At 64.9% G+C, this 20,405-nt stretch carries 18 protein-coding genes; 3 read left to right on the top strand and 15 right to left on the bottom strand.

All coding sequences use genetic code 11. The features are described from left to right. Positions 1-88: 88 nt before the first annotated feature. Together B8V81_RS10465 and B8V81_RS10460 are read left to right on the top strand one after the other, a co-directional pair. Complete coding sequence (locus B8V81_RS10465; protein ID WP_028600664.1) at positions 89-1,105, top strand: FecCD family ABC transporter permease; 1,017 nt, start codon at positions 89-91, stop codon at positions 1,103-1,105. Beyond that, on the top strand, positions 1,102-2,115 hold the full coding sequence (locus B8V81_RS10460; protein WP_101808329.1) for a FecCD family ABC transporter permease: 1,014 nt from the start codon (positions 1,102-1,104) through the stop codon (positions 2,113-2,115). The genes B8V81_RS10465 and B8V81_RS10460 overlap by 4 nt, the downstream gene beginning before the upstream one ends. A 253-nt stretch (positions 2,116-2,368) precedes the next feature. Here the strand turns inward: B8V81_RS10460 and B8V81_RS10455 are convergent, their stop codons facing one another. The 15 genes from B8V81_RS10455 to B8V81_RS10385 form a co-directional block, all read right to left on the bottom strand. Next, positions 2,369-2,806 (bottom strand): PH domain-containing protein, encoded by a 438-nt coding sequence (locus B8V81_RS10455; protein WP_028600666.1) that lies wholly within the window; start codon positions 2,804-2,806, stop codon positions 2,369-2,371. 208 nt (positions 2,807-3,014) lie between these two features. Next, positions 3,015-3,164 (bottom strand): DUF1540 domain-containing protein, encoded by a 150-nt coding sequence (locus B8V81_RS10450; protein WP_084137598.1) that lies wholly within the window; start codon positions 3,162-3,164, stop codon positions 3,015-3,017. Between the two features lie 293 nt (positions 3,165-3,457). Further along, positions 3,458-5,065: an ATP-binding protein gene (locus B8V81_RS10445; protein WP_084137599.1), complete on the bottom strand. Its 1,608-nt coding sequence runs from the start codon at positions 5,063-5,065 to the stop codon at positions 3,458-3,460. 466 nt (positions 5,066-5,531) lie between these two features. Further along, complete coding sequence (locus B8V81_RS10440; protein ID WP_028600667.1) at positions 5,532-6,719, bottom strand: anhydro-N-acetylmuramic acid kinase; 1,188 nt, start codon at positions 6,717-6,719, stop codon at positions 5,532-5,534. Further along, the gene (locus B8V81_RS10435) at positions 6,713-7,663 is read right to left on the bottom strand and encodes an N-acetylglucosamine kinase (protein ID WP_052333646.1); all 951 of its coding nucleotides are present in this window, start codon (positions 7,661-7,663) and stop codon (positions 6,713-6,715) included. Before B8V81_RS10435 ends, B8V81_RS10440 begins: the two co-directional genes overlap by 7 nt. A 55-nt stretch (positions 7,664-7,718) precedes the next feature. Further along, positions 7,719-8,867, bottom strand: a complete 1,149-nt coding sequence (locus tag B8V81_RS10430; RefSeq protein ID WP_101808328.1) for an exo-beta-N-acetylmuramidase NamZ family protein — start codon at positions 8,865-8,867, stop codon at positions 7,719-7,721. Positions 8,868-8,870: 3 nt separating this feature from the next. Then, the gene (locus tag B8V81_RS10425; RefSeq protein WP_101808327.1) at positions 8,871-9,578 is read right to left on the bottom strand and encodes a PIG-L deacetylase family protein; all 708 of its coding nucleotides are present in this window, start codon (positions 9,576-9,578) and stop codon (positions 8,871-8,873) included. Beyond that, the gene (locus B8V81_RS10420; protein WP_101808326.1) at positions 9,575-10,561 is read right to left on the bottom strand and encodes a GNAT family N-acetyltransferase; all 987 of its coding nucleotides are present in this window, start codon (positions 10,559-10,561) and stop codon (positions 9,575-9,577) included. The genes B8V81_RS10425 and B8V81_RS10420 overlap by 4 nt, the downstream gene beginning before the upstream one ends. Positions 10,562-10,661: 100 nt before the next feature. Beyond that, the gene (locus B8V81_RS10415) at positions 10,662-11,522 is read right to left on the bottom strand and encodes a carbohydrate ABC transporter permease (RefSeq protein ID WP_028600671.1); all 861 of its coding nucleotides are present in this window, start codon (positions 11,520-11,522) and stop codon (positions 10,662-10,664) included. Between the two features lie 18 nt (positions 11,523-11,540). After that, positions 11,541-12,449 carry a carbohydrate ABC transporter permease gene (locus B8V81_RS10410; protein WP_028600672.1) on the bottom strand — a complete coding sequence of 303 codons (909 nt, stop codon included), beginning with the start codon at positions 12,447-12,449 and terminating at the stop codon, positions 11,541-11,543. A 107-nt stretch (positions 12,450-12,556) separates the two neighbouring features. Next, positions 12,557-14,002 carry an ABC transporter substrate-binding protein gene (locus B8V81_RS10405; RefSeq protein ID WP_028600673.1) on the bottom strand — a complete coding sequence of 482 codons (1,446 nt, stop codon included), beginning with the start codon at positions 14,000-14,002 and terminating at the stop codon, positions 12,557-12,559. 72 nt (positions 14,003-14,074) lie between these two features. Next, complete coding sequence (murQ, locus tag B8V81_RS10400) at positions 14,075-14,989, bottom strand: N-acetylmuramic acid 6-phosphate etherase (RefSeq protein ID WP_028600674.1); 915 nt, start codon at positions 14,987-14,989, stop codon at positions 14,075-14,077. Positions 14,990-15,853: 864 nt separating this feature from the next. Further along, positions 15,854-17,113 carry an IS256 family transposase gene (locus B8V81_RS10395; RefSeq protein ID WP_101808325.1) on the bottom strand — a complete coding sequence of 420 codons (1,260 nt, stop codon included), beginning with the start codon at positions 17,111-17,113 and terminating at the stop codon, positions 15,854-15,856. A 404-nt stretch (positions 17,114-17,517) separates the two neighbouring features. After that, entirely contained in the window at positions 17,518-17,952 is a 435-nt protein-coding gene (locus B8V81_RS10390; protein WP_101808324.1) for a hypothetical protein, read from the bottom strand. Between the two features lie 23 nt (positions 17,953-17,975). Continuing rightward, positions 17,976-18,842, bottom strand: a complete 867-nt coding sequence (locus B8V81_RS10385) for a MurR/RpiR family transcriptional regulator (RefSeq protein ID WP_028600676.1) — start codon at positions 18,840-18,842, stop codon at positions 17,976-17,978. A gap of 277 nt (positions 18,843-19,119) precedes the next feature. On the opposite strand from B8V81_RS10385, the gene B8V81_RS10380 reads away from it, so the two are divergent. Further along, positions 19,120-20,394 (top strand): 6-phospho-beta-glucosidase, encoded by a 1,275-nt coding sequence (locus B8V81_RS10380; protein ID WP_028600677.1) that lies wholly within the window; start codon positions 19,120-19,122, stop codon positions 20,392-20,394. Positions 20,395-20,405: the final 11 nt, after the last annotated feature.

Below are 20,405 nucleotides of genomic sequence, written 5' to 3'. Positions count from 1 at the left end.
CGCCCGGACCGATCCCGGCCGGCCCCGCCGCGCGAGACGGCCGCCCGTCCTGATCGGCGCGGCCCCAGAACAGGAGCGATCCCTCACGATGAATTCCACCGGACTGCCCGGCGCCGCGCTCAAGGCCGCCGGGCTGGCAGCGGGCGCGGCGCTGCTGCTGCTCGCCTTCGCCGCCAACATCATGCTCGGCTATACCCGCGTCAGCCTCGACGATGCCTGGGCAGCCGTGACGCGCTACGACGAGACGTCCATGAGCCAGGCCGTCATCCGCCTCACCCGGCTGCCGCGCGCGCTCATCGCCGCGGCCGTCGGCGCAAGCCTCGCCGTGGCCGGCGTCATCATGCAGGCGATCACGCGCAACCCGCTCGCCTCGCCGTCCATTCTCGGCATCAATTCCGGCGCCGCGCTCGCCGTCGTCTTCGCCCTCACCGTGCTCCGCATCGAGAGCCAGACCGGGCTCGCCTGGGCGGCCTTCGGCGGCGCGGCCGCCGCCGCGGCGCTCGTCTACGGGCTAAGCGCCCTCGGCAGCGACAGCCTGTCGCCGCTGCGCATCGTGCTCGCCGGTGCGGCGATGAGCGCGCTGTTCGCCTCCGGCACGCAAGGGCTGCTCGTCCGCAACCAAGCCTCGCTGCAGGACGTGCTATTCTGGCTCAGCGGCTCCATCGCCGGTCGGCCGCTCGGCATCCTGGCCGCCGTCGCCCCTTATATGCTCGCCAGCATGCTGGCCGCATGGCTGCTGGCGCGCCATCTCAACCTGCTCGCCGCCGGCGAGGAGACGGCCAAGGGCCTCGGCCTGCGCGTCCCGCTCGTCAAGCTCGCGGGCGGCGCCGCGATCGTGCTGCTCGCAGGCGGCTCCGTCGCCGTCGCCGGGCCGATCGGCTTCATCGGCCTCGTCATTCCCGTCGTCGCCCGCTTCTTTTCCGGCCTGGACCACCGCTGGATGGTGCCGTACAGCATGCTGCTCGGCGCGGTGCTGCTGCTGGTCGCCGACGTCGCCGCCCGCTACCTGATCATGCCGCGCGAGCTGCCGGTCGGCGTGCTCACCGCGGCCGTCGGCGCGCCGTTCTTCCTCTATATCGCCCGCAAAAGGAGGCGCATCGCATGAGCCGCCGCAACCGCGTCCGCAGAAGCGCCTGGACATGGCCGCTGCTGCTCGGCGGAGCGCTGCTGCTCTCCGGCTTCGCCTATCTGCTGCTCGGGGAGACGTACATCCGTCCCTCCCTCATGCTGCAGGCTCTAGGCGGCGCGGCAGCCGCCGAGCATGTCGTCATCGTGCGCGAGTTCCGCCTCCCGCGCCTCGTCGTCGGCGCTCTGGCCGGCGCGGCGCTCTCCGTTGCCGGCGCGCTGCTGCAGGGCGTGTTCCGCAATCCGCTGGCCGCGCCCGACCTCGTCGGCATCACCGGCGGCGCGGCCGCCGCGGCGGCCGCCTTCCTGACGTTCCGCCCGGCGGAGGTCAGCATCCATTGGCTGCCGGCGGCCGCGATGGCGGGAGCGGCGCTGCTCGCCGCGATCGTCTACGCCGCCGCCTGGAGGAGCGGCGTCGAGCCGGGGCGCCTCATTCTCGTCGGCATCGGCATCGGCGCGCTGTCGTCCGCCTTTACGAGCACGATCCTGCTGCTGAGCTCCGCCTATACCGCCACCGACGCGTACATCTGGCTTACCGGCACCGTCTACGGCACGTCGTGGCAGCATGTGCTGACGCTGCTCCCGTGGACCGTCCTGTTCCTGCTGCTCGCCCTGCGCAGCGTCCGCACGCTGAACGTGCTCATGCTGTCCGACGAGTCGGCCGCCGGCGTCGGCAGCCATGTCGAGCGCAGCCGCAGGGGACTGATCGCGATCAGCGTCGGCCTGGCGGGCTCGGCGGTGGCAATCGGCGGCTCGATCGGCTTCGTCGGCCTCATCGGCCCGCATCTGGCCCGTCAGCTCGTCGGCCCGTCCGCCTCGCGGCTGCTGCCGACGGCGGCGCTCTGCGGCAGCCTCATCGTCGTGCTCGCCGATCTCGTCGCGCGCACCGCCTTCCTGCCCTACGACGTGCCCGTCGGCGTCTTCACCTCCGCGGTCGGCGCGCCGTTCTTCCTATATCTGCTGTATCGCAACCGGCGGACCGGCCGATGATTCCGCTCCAAAAAAAGGGACGAAGCGAGTTGTCGCTTCGTCCCTTGCCCGTTCGTCGGTCGGCACGCGGCTCGTTCGTCGGTCGGTACGCGGCTCGTTCGTCCGTCGGTACGCGGCTCGTTCGTCCGTCGGTACGCGGCTCGTTCGTCCGTCGATGCGCCGCTCGCCGCTTGTCCGTCCGCTCGTCCGCCCGTTCACTCGTCGATCCGCTCGTCCGTCCCTTGCCCGTCCGTTCTTCCGCTGCGCCCCGCCCTCAAAGAGGGCGGTCGTCCCGCTCCAGATCGACGACCAGATGCGGGCATCTCCGCTGCAGCTCCTCGACGAAGCGCTCCCTGTCGCGCGGCGCGATCGGGTACCGGTCGTACGGCCCCGCCGCCAGCTCGAGCCGCCGCAGGGCAAAGAGTCCGATCGGCCAAGCTGATGCAGGCTGGAGATGCAGCAGCTTGCGATAAGGAAGACGCTTGACGATCGGTCCGATCTGGAGCACCAGCTCGTCCTCCTCCAGACGATAGGACGTGCCGAGCCAGATCCAGGCGAGCAGCCCTGCGGTCAGCAGCACGGCGGTCGCCACGGCCTTGGAAGCCGGGCCTCCGCCCTCGGTCCAGCCGATCCAGCCTCCGAGCAGCAGCAGCGCGATCGCCAGCCAGCTCGCGCAGGCCGGGCCGAGCTCTCTTTTTGGCATAAATTTCATCGAACTTCCCTTCCGCTCCTTATCCGTAAAATATTACCATAACCAGATTTTGATTGTACCATAGGACCGAGAGCAGCGGGCAAAGATCTTTTTGAAAAACTTTCTCAAAAGGACTTGATAACAATAATCATTATTGAGTATAGTAAGGAAAGCGAAACGAAAAAGACAGCCGCTGGCACGGCTGCCTGATGAAGAAGATGGTATCGGGTTATTTCGCTTCAAAGGTTTTGCAGTCGGTTTCTTCGGAGTTGCTCGCTTGTCCACGGTTGCTGGTCACATAAATGGACGATGCGTTGCATTTGTTGCCGGAAGCCCAGTTTTTGCAGCTATCCACTTCGCACAGTACGTCTTTAGCCATGAGGTTCACCTCCTGTAGCGTGGATGGCCGTTCCCTTGCATCGATTCAAGCTCGTCCGGAATTGGATTCCGCGCGGGCTTTTCCTCGTTCCAATGGACCGGTGTCCCTTCCATCATAGTCCAACTCGCGGCATCGCGCAAGGCCGCTTCGTTTCCCGCGTCAAAAAAAGCCGAAGCCCTCCCGGGGCTTCGGCTTTTTTTGGCGGGCGCGGAGGCAGCAGGCAGCCGGGGCCGGCCAGCCGCTCCAGCGGCCGTTGACGAGCGTGAGCCTGGTGCCGCCGCGCAAAGCGCCGCTTAGGAGGACAGGAACGGATACACGAGCCTGCGGATCTGATAGATCGGAAAATCGAGCACGACGGTCGTGCCCTTCCCCGGCTCGCTCTCGAACCGGATCTGGCTGCCGTGGGCGTCCATGATGCGCTTGACGATCGCGAGGCCGAGGCCGCTCCCGCCTTTTTTGGTCGTGTGGAAAAGCTCCCCGAGGCGCGCCAGCTGATCCTCGCCCATGCCTTCGCCGGTGTCGGCGATCTCGATGCGCTGGCGGCCGTTCCCGGCGCGCAGCCGGACCTCGATGAAGCCGCCCTGCGGCATCGCCTCGGCGGCGTTGCGGAGCACGTTCAGCAGCACCTGCTTGATCTGGTTGCGGTCGCCGTAGACGAGCTCGGCTCCGCCATAGTCCCTTTTGATCCGGATGCCTTCCTGCTTGAACTGGAACTCCATCATCTGCAATGTCTCTTCGACGATCGCGTCGGCCGGCTCCGGCCGGAGCTGCGGCGCCTTTTGCTGGCCGAGCGCCATGAAGTCGGTGACGATCAGCCCGATCCGGTCCAGCTCGCTCAGGATCAGCTCGTAGTGCTCGCGCTTGATCCGGTCGGCGGTGAACTGCAGCATGCCGCGGATGACCGTCAGCGGATTGCGGATCTCATGGGCGATGCCGACCGCGATCTGTCCGGCGAGCACCAGCTTCTCGGAGCCGTGCAGCATGTCGTCGGCGCGCTTGGCGTCGGTCATGTCGCGCAGCATCGCGACGATGAACAGCAGCCGTCCGTCCTCCTCGGTCACCGGCAGGAAGTCGCCCATGTAGTGCCGCTGGCCATCCTTGCTTTTCTCCTTGATCGCGCAGGCGAGGACGGGCTCGGTCCCCTGCTGCACGATCATCTCGCGAAGGGAGGGGCCGATGATCGGCAGCTCCTCGCAGCGATCCCCCTCGGCCGGGCGCTCCAGCTCCATCAGCTCCACGCTGCGGGCGTTCATCGAGACGATGCTGCCCGCAGCGTCCACCAGCACGACGCCGTAGTACGGCGTCTGCAGCAGCGCCTGGGTCAGGATCGCCTGGCGGGCGTTCTGGCGCCGCAGCTCCAGCTCCCGCTCCATCGAGGCGGTCATCGAGCGGAGCAGCGCCATCAGATGGGGATGCACGCTGTCCGCCTGCAGCATGAAGCTGATGCCGCCCCACGGACGCTCGGGATGCTCGCGCAGGTACAGCGGCGCGCTCAGGCAGGCGGTGTCATGGAGCGGCTCGTGGTAATGGTCTGTCCCGACGAGCTGTGCCGGACGTCCAGTCTCCATGCAGGCGGCGATGGAGCTTGGCCACATGTCGCGCGTATAGCCGACTCCCGGGAGGATGCCGTATTTGCAGCCGAGCAGCTCCTCCATCGACTCGTTGCCGCAAAAGCCGAGCAGATGCCCCTCCGAGTCGTTGACCGCGATCAGAATCGGGTCATCGGGAGCCGACTCCAGCAGCTCCTCGGTGAGGGACCGGCATATATCGAGCAGCTCCGCGTAGCGCTCCTGCTGCTCCCGCAGCCGCTGCGGCGAGTAGCGCTGGCGGAACTGCGGCATGACGGAAGGGTCCATGCCGGCGTCCCGGCAAGAGCGCTTCCATTGTTCAAGGGTATTCATCGCATTCTCCTGTAGCGGCGGAGCAGCCGCCCCGCCGATTCATCTTCAATACGATAACCATATCACATTTTATCGCTTCCACGGAGATAAATTAATCGCCATTGCCGTGCGAGAGCAAACGCTTGCTCAGCAGCGGCGCAGCCGGGATTCGAGGGCATGGAGAAGGATCCCGGGAGCGGGAGGGCGGGCGGAAAAGCGCGCAAAGAAAAAAGCCCGGCACGAAGCCGGGCTAGGACGTGTTGGCAAACCCGCTCAGGGGCATCTATCACCGCTTTTTGCCCCCTGCTTGGTCACGCAGGCTCGATGTACCCCCGGTACGCCTTCGCCTCCGTTCCTCGCAGGGACCAAAAATTCGGCCCTATCGGCTTCCTTCAGAGGTTGCAAACACGCCCTTGGGGCTGGAAGGCGACCGACGGTCCGGACCGCGCTCCGGGGCGGCATGCCCCGGACCTCGCCGCGGATGGCGTCAAGGCAGCGCGAGCTTGCCCATGACCGCGGCGCGGGAAGCTCCCGTCACGGAGGGAAGGCTGTTCGGGATGCCGAGCAGGAAATGGTAGCCGAGCATCGCGAACAGCACCGCTTCCTTGGCGTCGCCCGGGATGCCGAGCTCGCCGGAGTCGATGACGCGCTGCTCCGGCAGCCGCTCCGCGAGCATGCGCATGAGCGTACGGTTGCGCGCGCCGCCGCCGCTGACGATGACCTCGTCGATGCGGACTTGCGGCAGGACGAAGCGGCGCAGGGCGCCTTCGATCGAGCGCGCGGTCAGCGCGGTCACCGTCGCGGCCGTATCGGCCGCGGACAGTCCGAGCGATGCGGCGCGGGCCAGCAGCTCGGCGGCATAGTCGGAGCCGAACAGCTCGCGGCCGGTCGACTTGGGCGGCGGCTGGAGGAAGTACGGATGCGCCAGCAGCTCGGCGAGCAGTCCTTCAGACGGCGCGCCTTGAGCCGCCAGCGCTCCGTCTGCGTCGTAGGCGAGGCGGCCGTCCGTCAGCCGCTGCACGACCCGGTCGATGACCATGTTGCCCGGTCCGGTGTCGAAGCCGGCGACGTCGTCCGGACCGGCTCCGGCCGGCAGCACGGTGCAGTTGCCGATGCCGCCGATGTTCTGCAGCAGGCGCCCGCGCTGGGGATGGCGCAGCAGCACGAGATCGCCGTACGGCACGAGCGGCGCTCCTTGGCCGCCGAGGGCCATGTCGGCCGGGCGGAAGTCGCCGACCGCCGGCACGCCGGCGCGGGCGGCCAGCACGGACAGGTCGCCCAGCTGCAGCGTGGACGGCGCCAGGAACGGCGAGCCGGCCGGCGGCTCCGGCATATGCCAGACGGTCTGGCCGTGGGAGCTGACGAAGTCGATGTCGGCCATCGCGAGCCCGGCCTCGTCTGCGGCGGCGCGCGCCGCTTCCGCGAAGCGGCCGCCGAGCCAGGCGTTCATGCCGCACAGGTCCTGCACGTCGGCCGCTCCCGGCTCGCACAGCCGCCGCAGCGCCTCGCGCAGCGGCTCGTCGTACGGCTGCGTATGGAAATGCAGCAGCTGCGCGGTCGTATCCAGCCCCTCGCCCTCGAAGCGGACGACCGCCGCGTCCACGCCGTCGAGCGACGTGCCGGACATGAGGCCGACGGCGAGCGCGTAAGGCCTGCGGGGGCGCCAGCTCAGCATGGCGCGCCCTCCCCGCCGCCTGCGGCTGCGGGCAAGGCGCGGCGCGCGAGCAGCACCGCGCCGCTCGCCGCATCGCGGCTCGCCGCCGTCAGGCGCAGCTGCGGCAGCCGCTCGGCGAGCCGCTCCGCGAAGGCGTCCCGCACCGGCGCGCAGCGCAGCAGCACGCTGCCGAGCGGCGCCAGCTCGCCGCGACCGAGCCCGAGGCGGACCGCGACCGCTTCGGCGAGCTCGGCGAGCGCGCCGGCCGCGCGGCGGGCGATGCCGAGCGCCGCCGCGTCGCCCGCCTCGCAGGCGGGCTGCAGCAGCGGCGCGAGCGCGGCGACGGAGCTTTTGGGACGCGCGGGGTCGTACACCCAGCGTACGAGCTCCGGCAGGCTGCCCGGCTCCAGGCCGAGCTGGCGGAACACGGGCTCGGCCAGCGCCGTCGGCCGCGAGCGCCCGTCGGCGGCGCGCACGATCGCGGCGAGCATGTCGCGGCCGATCGCGTAGCCGCTGCCCTCGTCATCGATCAGATGGCCGAAGCCGCCGGCGCGATGCGTCTCTCCGGCCTCGCTCCGGCCATAGGCGATCGAGCCCGTCCCGGCGATCAGCGCGATGCCGGGACGGCCCTCCAGCGCGCCGGCGAGCGCCGTCTCCTGATCGCCGGCAAGCGTCAGCTCGCCGCGGAACGCCAGCGCCGCCAGCGCGCCGGTCAGGCGCTCCCGCGCCTGCGGGTTGCTGATGCCGGCCGCGCCGACGGCGAGCGAGACGCAGCCCGCGAGCGGCAGTCCGCGGCGTCCCAGCTCGCGCGCCGCCTCCGCGAGCGCCTCCTCGGCCGCGCCTGCGCGCTCGCCGTTGATGTTGAGCGCTCCGACCTCGAAGCGCGCCAGCTCCGTTCCGGCCGCATCCTCCGCGCATACGGTCGTGCGCGTGCCGCCGCCGTCCAGCCCCAGCCAGTAGTCCATGTCTGCCCCTCCCTCTCCGCCGCCCGGCGCGCCGCGCCGGGGCGAAAGCTCCGTTCTAATACAGGTGGTACGCCGCCTTGCGCGCGGCGAACGCCTCGCTGTCCGCGGCGAACCGCTCCAGCAGCGCGTCTGCGTCCGCGGCGCTCTGCATGCCGCGGTACAGGTCTCCGCCGGCCAGCAGGTCGATGAACGGCCGGCCGCCCTCGCGGTACGGAGCGAGGAACTCCGCCTCCGGGAACATCGAGCGCACGGCGAGCAGCAGCCGCACGCCGACCTCGAGCGGACGCACCGCGTCCGTGTCCGTCACATGCACCTGCACGCCGCGGCACAGCGCGCCGGCATGCTTGGACGAGCTCGGCTGGAAGTAGGACGGCCGGAACCGGACGCCCGGCAGCAGCAGCGCGTTCATCTCGGCCGCGAGCCGCTCGGCGTCGACGAACGGCGCGCCGATCTGCTCGAATGGCGCGGCCGTGCCGCGTCCCTCGGACAGGTTCGTGCCCTCGAACAGGCAGGTGCCCGGATAGAGCAGCGCCGTCTCCCAGCGCGGGATGTTCAGCGAAGGCGCGATCCACGGGCGGCCGAGCGCCGGGAAGCGCGCTTCGCGGGACCAGCCGCGGCAGCTCACGACGTACAGCTCCGCGCCCCAGCCCTGCTCGGCGTTGGCCATGACGGCCAGCTCGCCGGCCGTCAGGCCGTAGCGCACCGGCAGCGGATAATCGCCGACGAAGGAGCTGTAGGCCCGGTCGAGCAGCCCGCCCTCGAGCGTGACGCCGTCGAGCGGATTCGGCCGGTCGAGCACGACGAACGGAATGCCCGCCGCCGCGCAGTCCTGCATCGCGTACAGCATCGTGTAGACGTAGGTGTAATACCGCGTGCCGATGTCCTGGATATCATAGACCAGCACATCGATCTTCTCCAGCATGTCCGGCGTCATCCGCTTGGAGTCCTTGCGGTACAGGCTGTATACCGGCACGCCCGTCCGCTCGTCGATGTAGGTGTCGACCAGCCCCCCGGCGGCGATGTCGCCGCGCACGCCGTGCTCCGGCGAGAACATCGCCGCGAGCCCGAAGCGCTCCTGCAGCACGTCGATCGTCGACCGCCACTCGGCGTCGATGCCGGTCGGGCCGGTAATGAGCCCGATCCGCCGTCCTTGCAGCACCGGAGCGGCCTCGCCGATCCGGTCGATCCCGAATTCAATCGCCATGAGCTACAGCTCCTGCTGGCGCAGGCGCATCGTTTCCGCCGGAATCATGAACGTCTCCGCATACAGGCCGCGCATCTCGCAGCCGCGCACGCGCGCCAGGCTCTGGTAATAGTCCATGTAGGCGAACGACTTGCTGCCGGTGACGAACCAGTGCGTGGACAGCGCCTCGATCCACAGGTCGAACGCCTGCTGGTCGAAGCCGACATAGACGTACGGCACGTAGCCGACCGCGTCCTCCCAGTTCTCGCCGTAGTACAGCTTGCCCGCGAAATGCGCCGGACGCTCGCGCTCCATCGCCTTGAGCCCCGCGAAGAAGCGGGCGTCGTTCACGATGCGATGCGTCGTCGCATGGTCCTTGTGCATGCTATTGCAGTGATGCGTGATGATGATGTCCGGCTTGACCTCGCGGATGACGTCGCAGACGCGCAGGCGGATCGCCTCGTCATCCGGTATTTCGCCGTCCGGAATTTCGAACACGCGCGCCTCGCCGCCGAGCATGCCCGCGAACGTATGCGCCTCGCGCACCTTCTGCTCGCGGTATTCGTGCACGTCCTGTCCCTCGGGCACGCCGCGCTCCCCGGCCGTCAGCGCCAGCGTCGCGATCTTGTCTCCCTTGAGATAATGGCTGGCCAGCACGCCTCCGGCGACCAGCTCCACGTCGCCGACATGCGCTCCGATGCCCAGTATCGTCAGCTGCTTTCTTTCGCTCATGATCCGATCCCTTCCTTTCTCATGACGGCGAATGTTTTCGCCGTCTTGAATCCGGCTTTGTCGTAGATGCGCAGAGCAGGGTTCTCGCTCCCGGTAAACAGCGTCATGTAGTCGGTGCCGATCGATCGGAACGCCTCGCAGAGCGAGAAGAACAGCAGGCTGCCGAGCCCGTGCCCCTCATGCTCCGGATGGACGCCGATGCCGGCAAAATAGCCGCGGCCGCTCGGCTCGCGCACGACCGGACCGGCGAAGCCGACGAGCCGGCTGCCGTAGACGGCCGCGACGACCGGCACGCCGCGCGCGGCGCAGTCCGCAATCTCGCGCTGCCAGAGCGGATTGCCGAGCGCGTCCAGCAGCTCCTCCAGCCCCGTGTGGCGGGTCGGATCGAGCCTCTCGACGGCATAGCCTTCGGCGGCGGCGCGCGATCTTTTCAGCAGGATGGACTCCGGCACCTCGAAGTGCGCGAGATCCAGGTGCATCCCGTGCTGCAGCGAGCGCTCGGCGTAGCCGGCCTCCAGCAGCAGCCGGTGCAGCGCGCCGCCAGCCGGCGCTCCCGGCGCGTTGTTGTGCTCGTGGCCGGGCGTGCCCGGCACGAGCCACGGCAGCCGCATCGGGTTGAAGAACAGCACGTCGGCCTGCGTCTTGCCCAGCTCGGCGAAGCGCCGCTCCAGACGGGACAGCAGCTCCCGCCGCAGTCTGTCCGCCTCGGCCTCGCCGAGCGCGGCGTCCGCCAGCACGCAGGTGATGTAGCCGGCCTGCGCGCCGAGCGGCAGCTCGTCGCCCGTGCAGCCGATCGCCAGCCCCCGCAGCTCGCCGCCAGCCTCGGCGACGAACGCGGTACCCGGGTCGAACTGCGGATGCTCCGCGATCAGCGCCGCGAACCCGGCTTCATCCAGCGGCTTGTAGCCGTCGCGGACGGCTTCCCGGTTCCAGAGCGCGAGCGCGCCCCGGCGGTCTTCCTCGTTCCAGTTGCGGATCGTCATGATGGTTCCCTCCTGCCGGCGCGGCCGGTCGGGCCGGCGATGCGCCAGCTGCATCAAGCGGAAGGGCGGCCCGCAGGGGGCCGCCCTCTGCGACATCGGCTCAGCCTTTGACCGCGCCGACGGTCACGCCTTCCAGGAAATACTTTTGCAGGCTGAAGAACAGGATGAACATCGGCAGCGCCGATACGGTCGCTCCCGCCATCATCGGCGCGAAGTAGGTCGTGTTGGCGAAGCGGAAGTTCTTGAGGCCGACCTGGATCGTCTGCATGTCCATCGTGTTCGTGACGAGGAACGGCCAGAAGAAGGTGTTCCACGACTCCATGAAGGTGAGGATCGCCATGACCGCCATGACCGTCTTGGACAGCGGCATGACGATGCGCGTCAAAATCTGGAACTGGCTGCAGCCCTCGACCTTGGCGCTCTCCAGAATCTCCTTGGGGATGGAGCTCATGAACTGCTTCGCCAGGAAGATGTTGTACACCGTGACCAGGCTCGGCGCGATCAGCGCCCGATACGTATTGGAGATGTCGAAGACGTTCACGATCAGGATGTAGAGCGGCACCTGCGTCACCTGATATGGAATCATCATGGCGCCGAGCAGGATGGCGAACAGCACCTTGCTGCCCCGGAAGGAAATCTTGGCGAACGCGTAGCCCGCCATCGTGGCGAACACGACGTTGGACACCATCGTCACGGTCGCGACGAGCAGGGAGTTGGCGAGCCAGCGGTACGAGTACTCGCTGTAGTTGAAGAAGAACTTATAGGACTCCAGCGAGAACTTTTCCGGCCAGATCGAGTAGCTGACCGCGCCCGCCTCGATCGGATCTCCGAAGGAGGAGATGATCATGAAGTAGATCGGAAACAGCGTCGCCAGCGCGAACAGCAGAAGGAGGATGATGATGACCGCATTGCGGGCGCTCTTCAGGAGAGAGTTGCCTAAGTGATTGTTGTATAAGCCCATGTCCTGGCCTCCTTCCGCTTAATATTCCACGTCCTTGCCCAGGAACTTGAACTGGACGAAGGCCATGATGGCGATGACGAGCGCGAGCACGAGCGATTGCGCGGCGGCGTCGCCGAATTCGAAGTACTTGAACGCCGTGTCGAAGATGAGCAGGCCGACCATCGTCGTGCTGTGGTCCGGTCCGCCGCCGGTCATCAGGTAGGCGTTCTGGAACACCTGGAACGACCCGATGACGCCGGTGACGAGCAGGAACAGCGTCGTCGGCTTGAGGCACGGGATGACGATATGCCACATCTTCTGCAGGAACGAAGCGCCGTCGATGTCGGCGGCCTCGTAATAGCTGTTGTCGATGCCCAGCAGGGCGGCGACGTAGATGATGATGCTGGTGCCGTGGCTGGACAGCCAGCTCATGAGCACGAGCGAGAACATCGAGGTGGAGCTGGAGCCGAGCCAGTTCTGGCTGGGGATGCCGAATGCGCCGAGCAGCTGGTTGAGGATGCCGCCCTGCATCGGATCGAAGATCCACAGCCAGACGACGGACAGCGCGACGCCGGAGGCGACCGCCGGCAGGTAGTAGATGGCCTTGAAGCTGGTCTGCATCCATTTGCGCAGCGGCATGATGAGGATCGCCACGCCGAAGCTGAGCAGCAGCGCCACCGGAACGGTGAGCAAGGTGTAGATGACGGTGTTGCCCATCGCTTTCCAGAACAGCGCGCTCTTGAAGACGTTCTCGTAATTCTCGAATCCGACATAGGTGGAGCCGAGCGGCTGATAATTCTGGAAGCTGATGATGAAGGCGCTGATGACGGGATAAGCCGTGAACATGGCGTAGACGACGAGGGCGACGGCGATGAAGGCGTACGCCCACCCGCCATCCCCGCGGTTCAGCCGGTTACGGGTTTTGATGGTCGAAGCTTCTCGTGCCATGATGCAGGACTCCTTTCCGCTTCCGCTGATCGGGCATGGGGGACTTTGAAGCAGGTCCGATAAAAGAGATCGGATAGCCGCGGGGGGCGGCTATCCGAGGCAGGAAATCAGTCTTGTACGACTCCGTCCGCGCCGAACGTATCGATCGCGGCTTTCTTCACGTCCTCGTACATTTTTTCCGGCGTCGTCTCGCCTGCAAGCAGCGATTGCAGCTTCGGCACGATGACTTCCGTCTCCAGCTTGATCGCCTTGGCCGCGAGCTCGGCCGGGATGTCCGGACGGGCCGGCGCCGCCGTGGAGAGCAGATGCTCGACCGCAGCTTTGTTGTAGTCGCTCTGCTTGCTCTCGATGCTCTTCATCGCTTCGCGGGAGCTCTTCGTGATCGGCGCGGAGAACAGCTCGCTGTTCGTCGTCGCGGCGACTTGGCCGCTGGCCAGGAAGTAGGCGGCCTTGGCGACGTTCGCCTTATGCTCGGCCGTCGGCTCCTTCTTGCCGCGGAACGTGACGTAGCCGTCGACGATCGCGTTGGCGACCGCAGGCTGGCCGGCGAAGGAAGGCACCGGGAGCACGACGTAATCCGTCTTGATGCTGTCCTTGACGGCACTGCCGTCGTTGGCGTCGAGCTTCTCGTTGTTGAGGCGCGAGGAGTTCTCGAACACCGCCATGCCCTTGCCCGTAATCATCGTCTGGCCGGTCAGGAACATGTTCCAGCGCTTGCCGGCGTCGATGGAGCTGAGCTCCTTGGGCATCGAGCCGTCGTCGATCATCTGGCGGATGTTCGTGAGCAGCGTCAGGTAGTTCTTGCTCGTGTAGGCGTACTTCAGATCCTTGTCGAAGGCGGCCGGCATGCCGGCGTTCTTGACGAGGATGCCGAGGTAGTCCTTGGAGGTGACGCCGGCGGTGGCGAAGACGAAGCCGTAGCGCTTGGTCGTATCGCCTTCCTTCACGACGCCCTTCTTGATCGCCTCGCGGAACTCGTCGAACGTCCAGCCGCTCTGCTGGATCTTCTTCCAGTCGATGCCGGCTTCCTCCAGGAACGGCTTGTTGCCGCCGATCGCATGGACCTCCATGTAGGCCGGGAAGCCGAACAGGCCTTCGCCGTTGTACATATATTTAAGCGGACCTTCGTCGAAGTCGGCGATCATCTCCGGCGTGACGACGTCCTTGATGTCCATCACCATGCCCATCGGGACGTACTTGGCGATGCCCTCCGAGCCCATGAAGGCGATGTCCGGCGGGCTGCCGGCGTTGACCTGGGTATCGAGCTTCTGGGTCATGTCCTCCCAGCTGGCCGGCTCGATCTTGAGCGTGAGGTTCGGATACTGCTTGTTGAATTCCGTTTCCATCTGCTTGAAGTTGGCCTGGAAGTTCGCCGATACCGGCGGCAGCAGCGCCGTAATCGTATCCTTCGCCGCCGCGGCGCCTTCTCCTCCCGTGTTGCCGGCCGCGTTGCCAGCCGGCTCGTTGCCGTTGTTGGAGCCGCAGGCGCCGAGCACGCCGGCCGCGACGGTGAGAGCGAGTACACTTGCCGTCAATCTTGATCTTTTTGTCATGGTTCAAGATCCTCCCTTTTTAAATAGACAAGTTCGTATATGGGAATCGCATGACGCAGTCGCCGGCTTCGTTCAGCCCGCTCCGGCGCAGATGCGGATTGCCTCCTTGAGATTGCCGGAGCTGTGCTGCAGCGCCTGGCGCGCTTCCTCGGGCTCGAGGCCGGTCTGAAGCATCATGATGGCGAGCTTGGTGTCCTTCGACGCCCGCTCGAGCGCGTCGGCCGCCTGAGCCTCGCTCGCGCCGGTCGCCCGGACGATGATGCGCAGCGAGCGGTCGTGCAGTTTCTTGTTGCTCGCCTTGAGGTCGACCATGAGGTTGTTGTACGTCTTGCCGAGCTTCACCATCGTGCATGTGCTGAGCATGTTGAGCACGAGCTTCTGGGCGGTGCCCGCCTTGAGCCGGGTCGAGCCCGCGATCACTTCATTACCGACGACCGGAGCGATGCAAATGTCGCAGACTTCGGCGACTTTCGTGTTTTTATTGTTCACGAGGCCGATCGCCGCCGCTCCGATCTCCTGCGCCCGCCGCAGCGCCTCGATGACAAACGCCGCGCTGCCGCTGGCGGAGATGCCGACGACCGCGTCGCGGCGGGTGACGCCGATCCGGTCGATCAGCGCGCGGCCCTCGTCGCCGTCGTCCTCGCAGCCCTCGACCGCCGTCCGCAGCGCGACGTCTCCGCCGGCGATATGGCCCTGGACGAGGGCCGGGTCCGTGCCGAAGGTCGGCGGACACTCGGAGGCGTCCAGCACGCCGAGCCTGCCGGATGTGCCGGCTCCGATGTAATATAATCTGCCACCCTGCGCAAGAGCGGCATGTATGGCGTCGACCGCTTCCATGATGCGCGGAATCTCCGCCTCGACCGCCTCGGGCACCTTCGAGTCCTCCCGGTTGAGCAGCCGCAGCATCTCCTCGGTCGAGCACTCGTCGATCGACATCGAATCGGGATTGATCCCTTCCGTAGTCAGGCCGGCAAGGTATTCGTTCATTTTCATTCCCCTAACCTGCGATCATCTGGAAGCGGTTACCTCAAGCCTCCGTCCGATCTTGATAAACTTCGTATGACGTACCCCAATCGTATCGAAACGCTCCGAATTGGTCAATAGTTTTTGAAATTTATTTTTATAGTGGAACTTAATGTTGGAGTTTTAATACAGAATTTTGTCAAAACGAAAGGGTTTGTGGGAGTTAAGTTAACATAGTTCGTCCCGGCTGTCAGTCGCTGTCGGAACGCCAATTTCAGGGAAGCGGTTGCGGCTTCGGCCGGGAAGCGGTTGCAGGATCGGCCGGAGAAAATCCTGCCTCAGGGCGCATGGAGAGGATGCTCCGCGGGCGATCGTTTTATGCGTTTAGGTGGATGGGGGGCGGGGACGGAATTCCTGGGGATGTTCGCTGACGCCGCTCCAGGGACGGAACCTCTTTCCGATTCCGCTGAAGCCCAGATTCCTCTGATCTCCTTTTCCGAAACGGAAGGAATCCGGCCTTCAAGGGAACCGCTGCCGCTTCTCCAAGAGGTTTCCGTCCCCTCCGCTCCCTGCCTCACGCCTACCTCGAAGGTCAGTTACTCGATTACTTAAACCCTGCCGCACGCCTACCTCGTATCCCAGTAACTCGATTTTTTCGACTTAACCCCTGCCTCACGCGTATCTCGAAGCCGAGTTACTCGGGTTTTCCGCGTATCTCCCCCATCCGAACGCACATCCGACCCGAGTTACTCGGTTTTTCCGCGTATCTTCCCCATCCAGACGCACATCCGACCCGAGTTACTCGGGTTTTCCGCGTACCTCCCTCATCCAGAGGTCAAGTCCATAATTGTGTGTAAAAACACTTCTCGGTAGAAAATGGAATCGGGTTTATAGGCTGTCCGTCGCTTCCGTCATGGTGGTGCTGGTTTCCTGCTCCTCCGAGCCGGCGCCCTGAGTGGCTTTCTGCTTCTTCCACGCCTTGAAGTCCGTCATGTCCATGTACGGCTTCTTCGTCATCCAGTACTCGTTCTCTTCCATGAGCATGGCTCCGATGAGACGGATGACGGAAGCGCGATTGGGAAAGATGCGGATGACCGTCTCGCGCCTGCGGATCTCCCCGTTCAGGCGCTCCATGCCGTTGGAGGTGCGCAGCCGCACGCGGTAGGCCTCCGGGAAGGCCAGCACCGCGACGGCGTCCTCGAACCCGTCCTCCAGTATTTTCATCGCTTTGGGTGCTGTCTCGGCATACGCCTCAAGCGTCTGTTCGAGATAGGAACGAGCCGTCTTCATGTCGGGCGCATCGAAGATCGATCGGACGCGACTCTTGATTTCGCTTTGGAGCGCTTTGGGCGCTGCGTTCAGCACGTTCTTGATGAAGTGCGTCTGGCACCGCTGCCACGAGACCCCTTGAAACTCCTTCTCGATGGCCTTGACCAGCCCGCCATGGTAGTCGCTCGTGACGAGCTCTACGCCGTGCAGGCCGCGCTCTTTCAGCCAGCGGAAGTAGGCGCCCCAGCTCTCCTCCGACTCGGTGTCGTCGACGCGCAGGCCCAGAATCTCACGCCGGCCTTGCTCGTTCACGCCGTAGCCCACCAGAACGCCTCGAGAACAGATACGGCCTTCTTCACGCACCTTCACGTAGATCGCATCGATGGTGATGAAGGGGAAGGCGTGGTCGGCCAGAGAGCGGTTGTTCCAGTCGTGGACAGCCGGGTCCAGCTGCTTGCACAGGTGGCTGACCGTTGACTTGGAGAACTCGGTTCCGCACAGCTCCTCGGTGATTTTAGTCACCTTGCGCGTCGACACGCCGTTGATGACCATTTCCATGAGCGAGAGCACCAGCGCTTGCTCGCTGCGCTGATACCGGGCGAAAAGCTCGGTAGAAAAGGAGCCGTCCCGAAACCGGGGGACGCGCAAGGTGACGCTGCCAGCGCGGGTAATGACGTCGCGCTCGTAGCTGCCGTTGCGGTAGCCCTTGCGCTCGCTGGTGCGCTCGTACGTCTGCGCCGCCAGCTGATCCGTCGCCTGGGCTGTCAGCACCTGATTCAGCACCGTCTCCAACAAGCGGGCCACTCCCGCGTCCCGATCGGTTCCGATAAACAGCTGGTGCAAAATGTCTTGATCTACGGTAATCTGGTATTGAGTCATGTGTAGGCACTCTCCTTGGAATGTTGGTCTCGACAACTTCCATTCTAACCGAGAGTCCTACCATGGCTTTCCTTTTTATGGTCAGGAGCATTTTACACAATTATATGGACTTAACTCATCCAGACGTCATCCGACCCGAGTTACTCGGTTTTTCCGCGTAACTCCGCCATCCGGACGTACATTGAACCCGAGTTACTCGGTTTTTCCGCGTATCTCTCCCATCCGGACGTACATTCGACCCAAGTTACTCGGTTTTTCCGCGTATCTCCCCTATCCGGACGCACATCCAACCCGTGTTACTCGATTTTTCCGCGTTTCTCCCTCATCCGGACGCACATTCGCCCCGAGTTACTCGGTTTTTCCGCGTAACTCCGCCGTTCGGGCATTCGTTCGAGCCGAGTTGCTCATTGTCCTGAGTGCTGCAACCCGGTTTTGTCGGGTTGCAGCACCTCGAACACGCTGGACCGACTCTGCAACCCGATTTTTCCGGGTTGCAGCACCTCGAATACGCTGGACCGACTCTGCAACCCGATTTTGTCGGGTTGCAGCACCTCGAACACGCTGGACCGACTCTGCAACCCGATTTTGTCGGGTTGCGGCACCTCGAACACGCTGGGCCGACTCTGCAACCCGATTTTGTCGGGTTGCGGCACCTCGAACACGCTGGACCGACTCTGCAACCCGATTTTGTCGGGTTGCAGCACCTCGAACACTCTGGGCCGACTCTGCAACCCGATTTTTCCGGGTTGCAGCAAGCCGGAGAGCCGACAAAAAAGCACCCGCCGGTCCATACGGCGGATGCTCAAGGGAAGGCCATGCCCGGACAGCTCGCCGGACATGGCGGCGCCAGGCCCCAGCGCCGCTAGCGGCGGCGGCGCTTGCTGGCGATGATGTTGCGGCTGCGGGTCAAATAATGCTTGACCTCCTGATAGTCGGCGCTCGCCACGCCGGTGAACAGCATGTCCACCACCGTCAGCATGGCGATGCGCGAGCCCATCGCGCCGCTGCGGATCGTCACCTCCGGCGTCGAGATGCTGAGCAGCAGGTCGGCCCGCTCGGACAGCTCGCTTTTGCCGTATTTGGTGATGGCGATCGTGCGCGCTCCCGTCTTGGACACGATGTCGAGCGCGTCGAGGATCTCCTCGGTGCCGCCGGAGTTGGAGATGAAGATCGCCGCGTCCTTGTCGGAGACGAGCGTCGCCGCCGTGAGCTGGCTGTGCCCGTCCAGATAGGCGTGGCAGTTCTTGTTGATGCGCGTGAACTTCTGCTCGGCATCGAGGCAGATGAGTCCGGAAGCCCCGATCCCGAACAGGAAGATGCGGCTGCAGGTGCGAAGAACCTGCACCGCCTGGTCGACGGCGTCGCGGTCGATCAGGCTCAGCGTATCTTCGATGGAGCGTATATTGTTGCGTGCCGTGTTGGAAATGATCGTCTGCAGGTCATCTCCCGGCTGGATGTCCGTGTACTGTCCGCTGTCCGGCTCTTCCTTGCCGCCCATCGCCGCCGAGATGCTGACGATGAAGCTGCGGTAGCCGTTGTAGCCCATCGTCTTGCAGAAGCGCAGCACCGAGGCGTCGCTCGTGCGGCTGCCCATGGCAAGGTTCTTGATGGAGAGATGCGGAATCTCTTCCTTGTTTTCCAGAATGTATTCGGCGACTCGCCGTTCGACAGGAGTGAGACTGTCCTTGCGTTCCCGGATCTTGATCAATACGTTGTCGTTGATAGCCATAAGCCGCCTCCTGCCGTTGATCTGATACAGCGCCATAATCGTATACGCTAGAACCGGGAATTACAAGAGCGGCAGAGGGGGAAAAACCGAGGAAAACGCCGATTTGCTCAGGAAAATCGCCGTCATTCGTCCATAAAATTATATTTTGGTTTTTTATTATTTTTTGAAATATTAATTTAACTTTCCGCTCGACACCCTCGCCTCCTGTGCTACAATAGCGTCACAGAGCGAGGAATCAGAGCGGCTTCGCCGCCAGAGGGAAAGGGATGGATAAAGGATGAAGATCGCGATCATCGGAGCAGGCAGCACCTATACCCCGGAGCTGATGGAGGGCATCATCAAGCGCAGCGGCTCGCTGCCGGTCCGGGAGCTGGCGTTGATGGACATCGACGCGCGCAAGCTCGACATCGTCGGCGACCTGAGCGCGCGCATGGCCGCGGCGGCCGGCATGGACTGCCGCGTCGTCAAGACGCAGGAGCTCGACGAGGCGCTGAGCGGAGCGGACTTCGTGTTGGGCCAGATCCGCGTCGGCAAGCTGCCGGCGCGCGTGCTCGACGAGCAGATCCCGCTGAAATACGGGATGATCGGCCAGGAAACCTGCGGCATCGGCGGCTTTTTCAAGGCGATGCGGACGATCCCGGTCATGCTGGACATCGCGCGGAGGATGGAGACGCTTTGTCCGGACGCTTGGCTGATCAACTTTTCCAACCCGGCGGGCATCCTCACGGAAGCGATCCTGAACCACAGCAAGATCAAGATGCTCGGCCTGTGCAACGTGCCCTACAACATGACCAAGAGCATCCGCTCCAAGATGGAGCTGCCCGAGGCGCGCCTCACCTACGTCGGCCTCAACCATCTGAGCTGGATCACCGGCATCGAGCAGGACGGCCGCGACTACCTGCAGGACGCGCTCGCCCAGGGGCTGAACAGCGAGACGATGAAGAACATCCCCTCGTCGGGCTTCAGCCAGGAGCTGGTGCAGACGATCGGAGCGATCCCTTCTTCGTACCTGGAGTATTACTACTTCAAGAACAAGAAGCTCGACCTGCTGAAAAAAGCCGAGCAGTCGCGCGGCCAGCGCTGCATGGAGATCGAGGAGGAGCTGCTGGGCCTGTATGAGGACGCCAAGCTCCACACCAAGCCGGAGCTGCTCGCCTCGCGCGGCGGCGCCAACTACTCCGAGGTGGCGATCAGCCTCGTCGACGCCATCTGGAACGACAAGCAGGAGGAGCATGTCGTCAACCTGCTGAACCAAGGCGCGCTCGACTTCATGGAGGATACGGACGCGGTGGAGATCACGGCGGTCATCGGCAAGGACGGCGCCAAGCCGATCCCGGTGCGCGGCCTCGACAACGCCCATATCCGCGATTACATGCGCATGGTCAAGGCGTACGAGCGCGAGACGGTGGAGGCGGCGGTGAGCGGCAGCGAGGAGGCGGCGATGCGCGCGCTGCTCATGAACCCGCTCGTCGGCGACTACGATGCGGCCCGCGCCTGCTTCGACGAGCTGAAGGAAGCGCATCGGGACTATCTGCCGCAATTCCGCTCGTAAGCGGGCGGCGA

It is taken from the genome of Paenibacillus pasadenensis, from assembly GCF_002864175.1.
GTDB classification, from domain to species: domain Bacteria; phylum Bacillota; class Bacilli; order Paenibacillales; family Paenibacillaceae; genus Paenibacillus_O; species Paenibacillus_O pasadenensis.
This window is presented reverse-complemented; position numbering and strand designations above follow the sequence as displayed.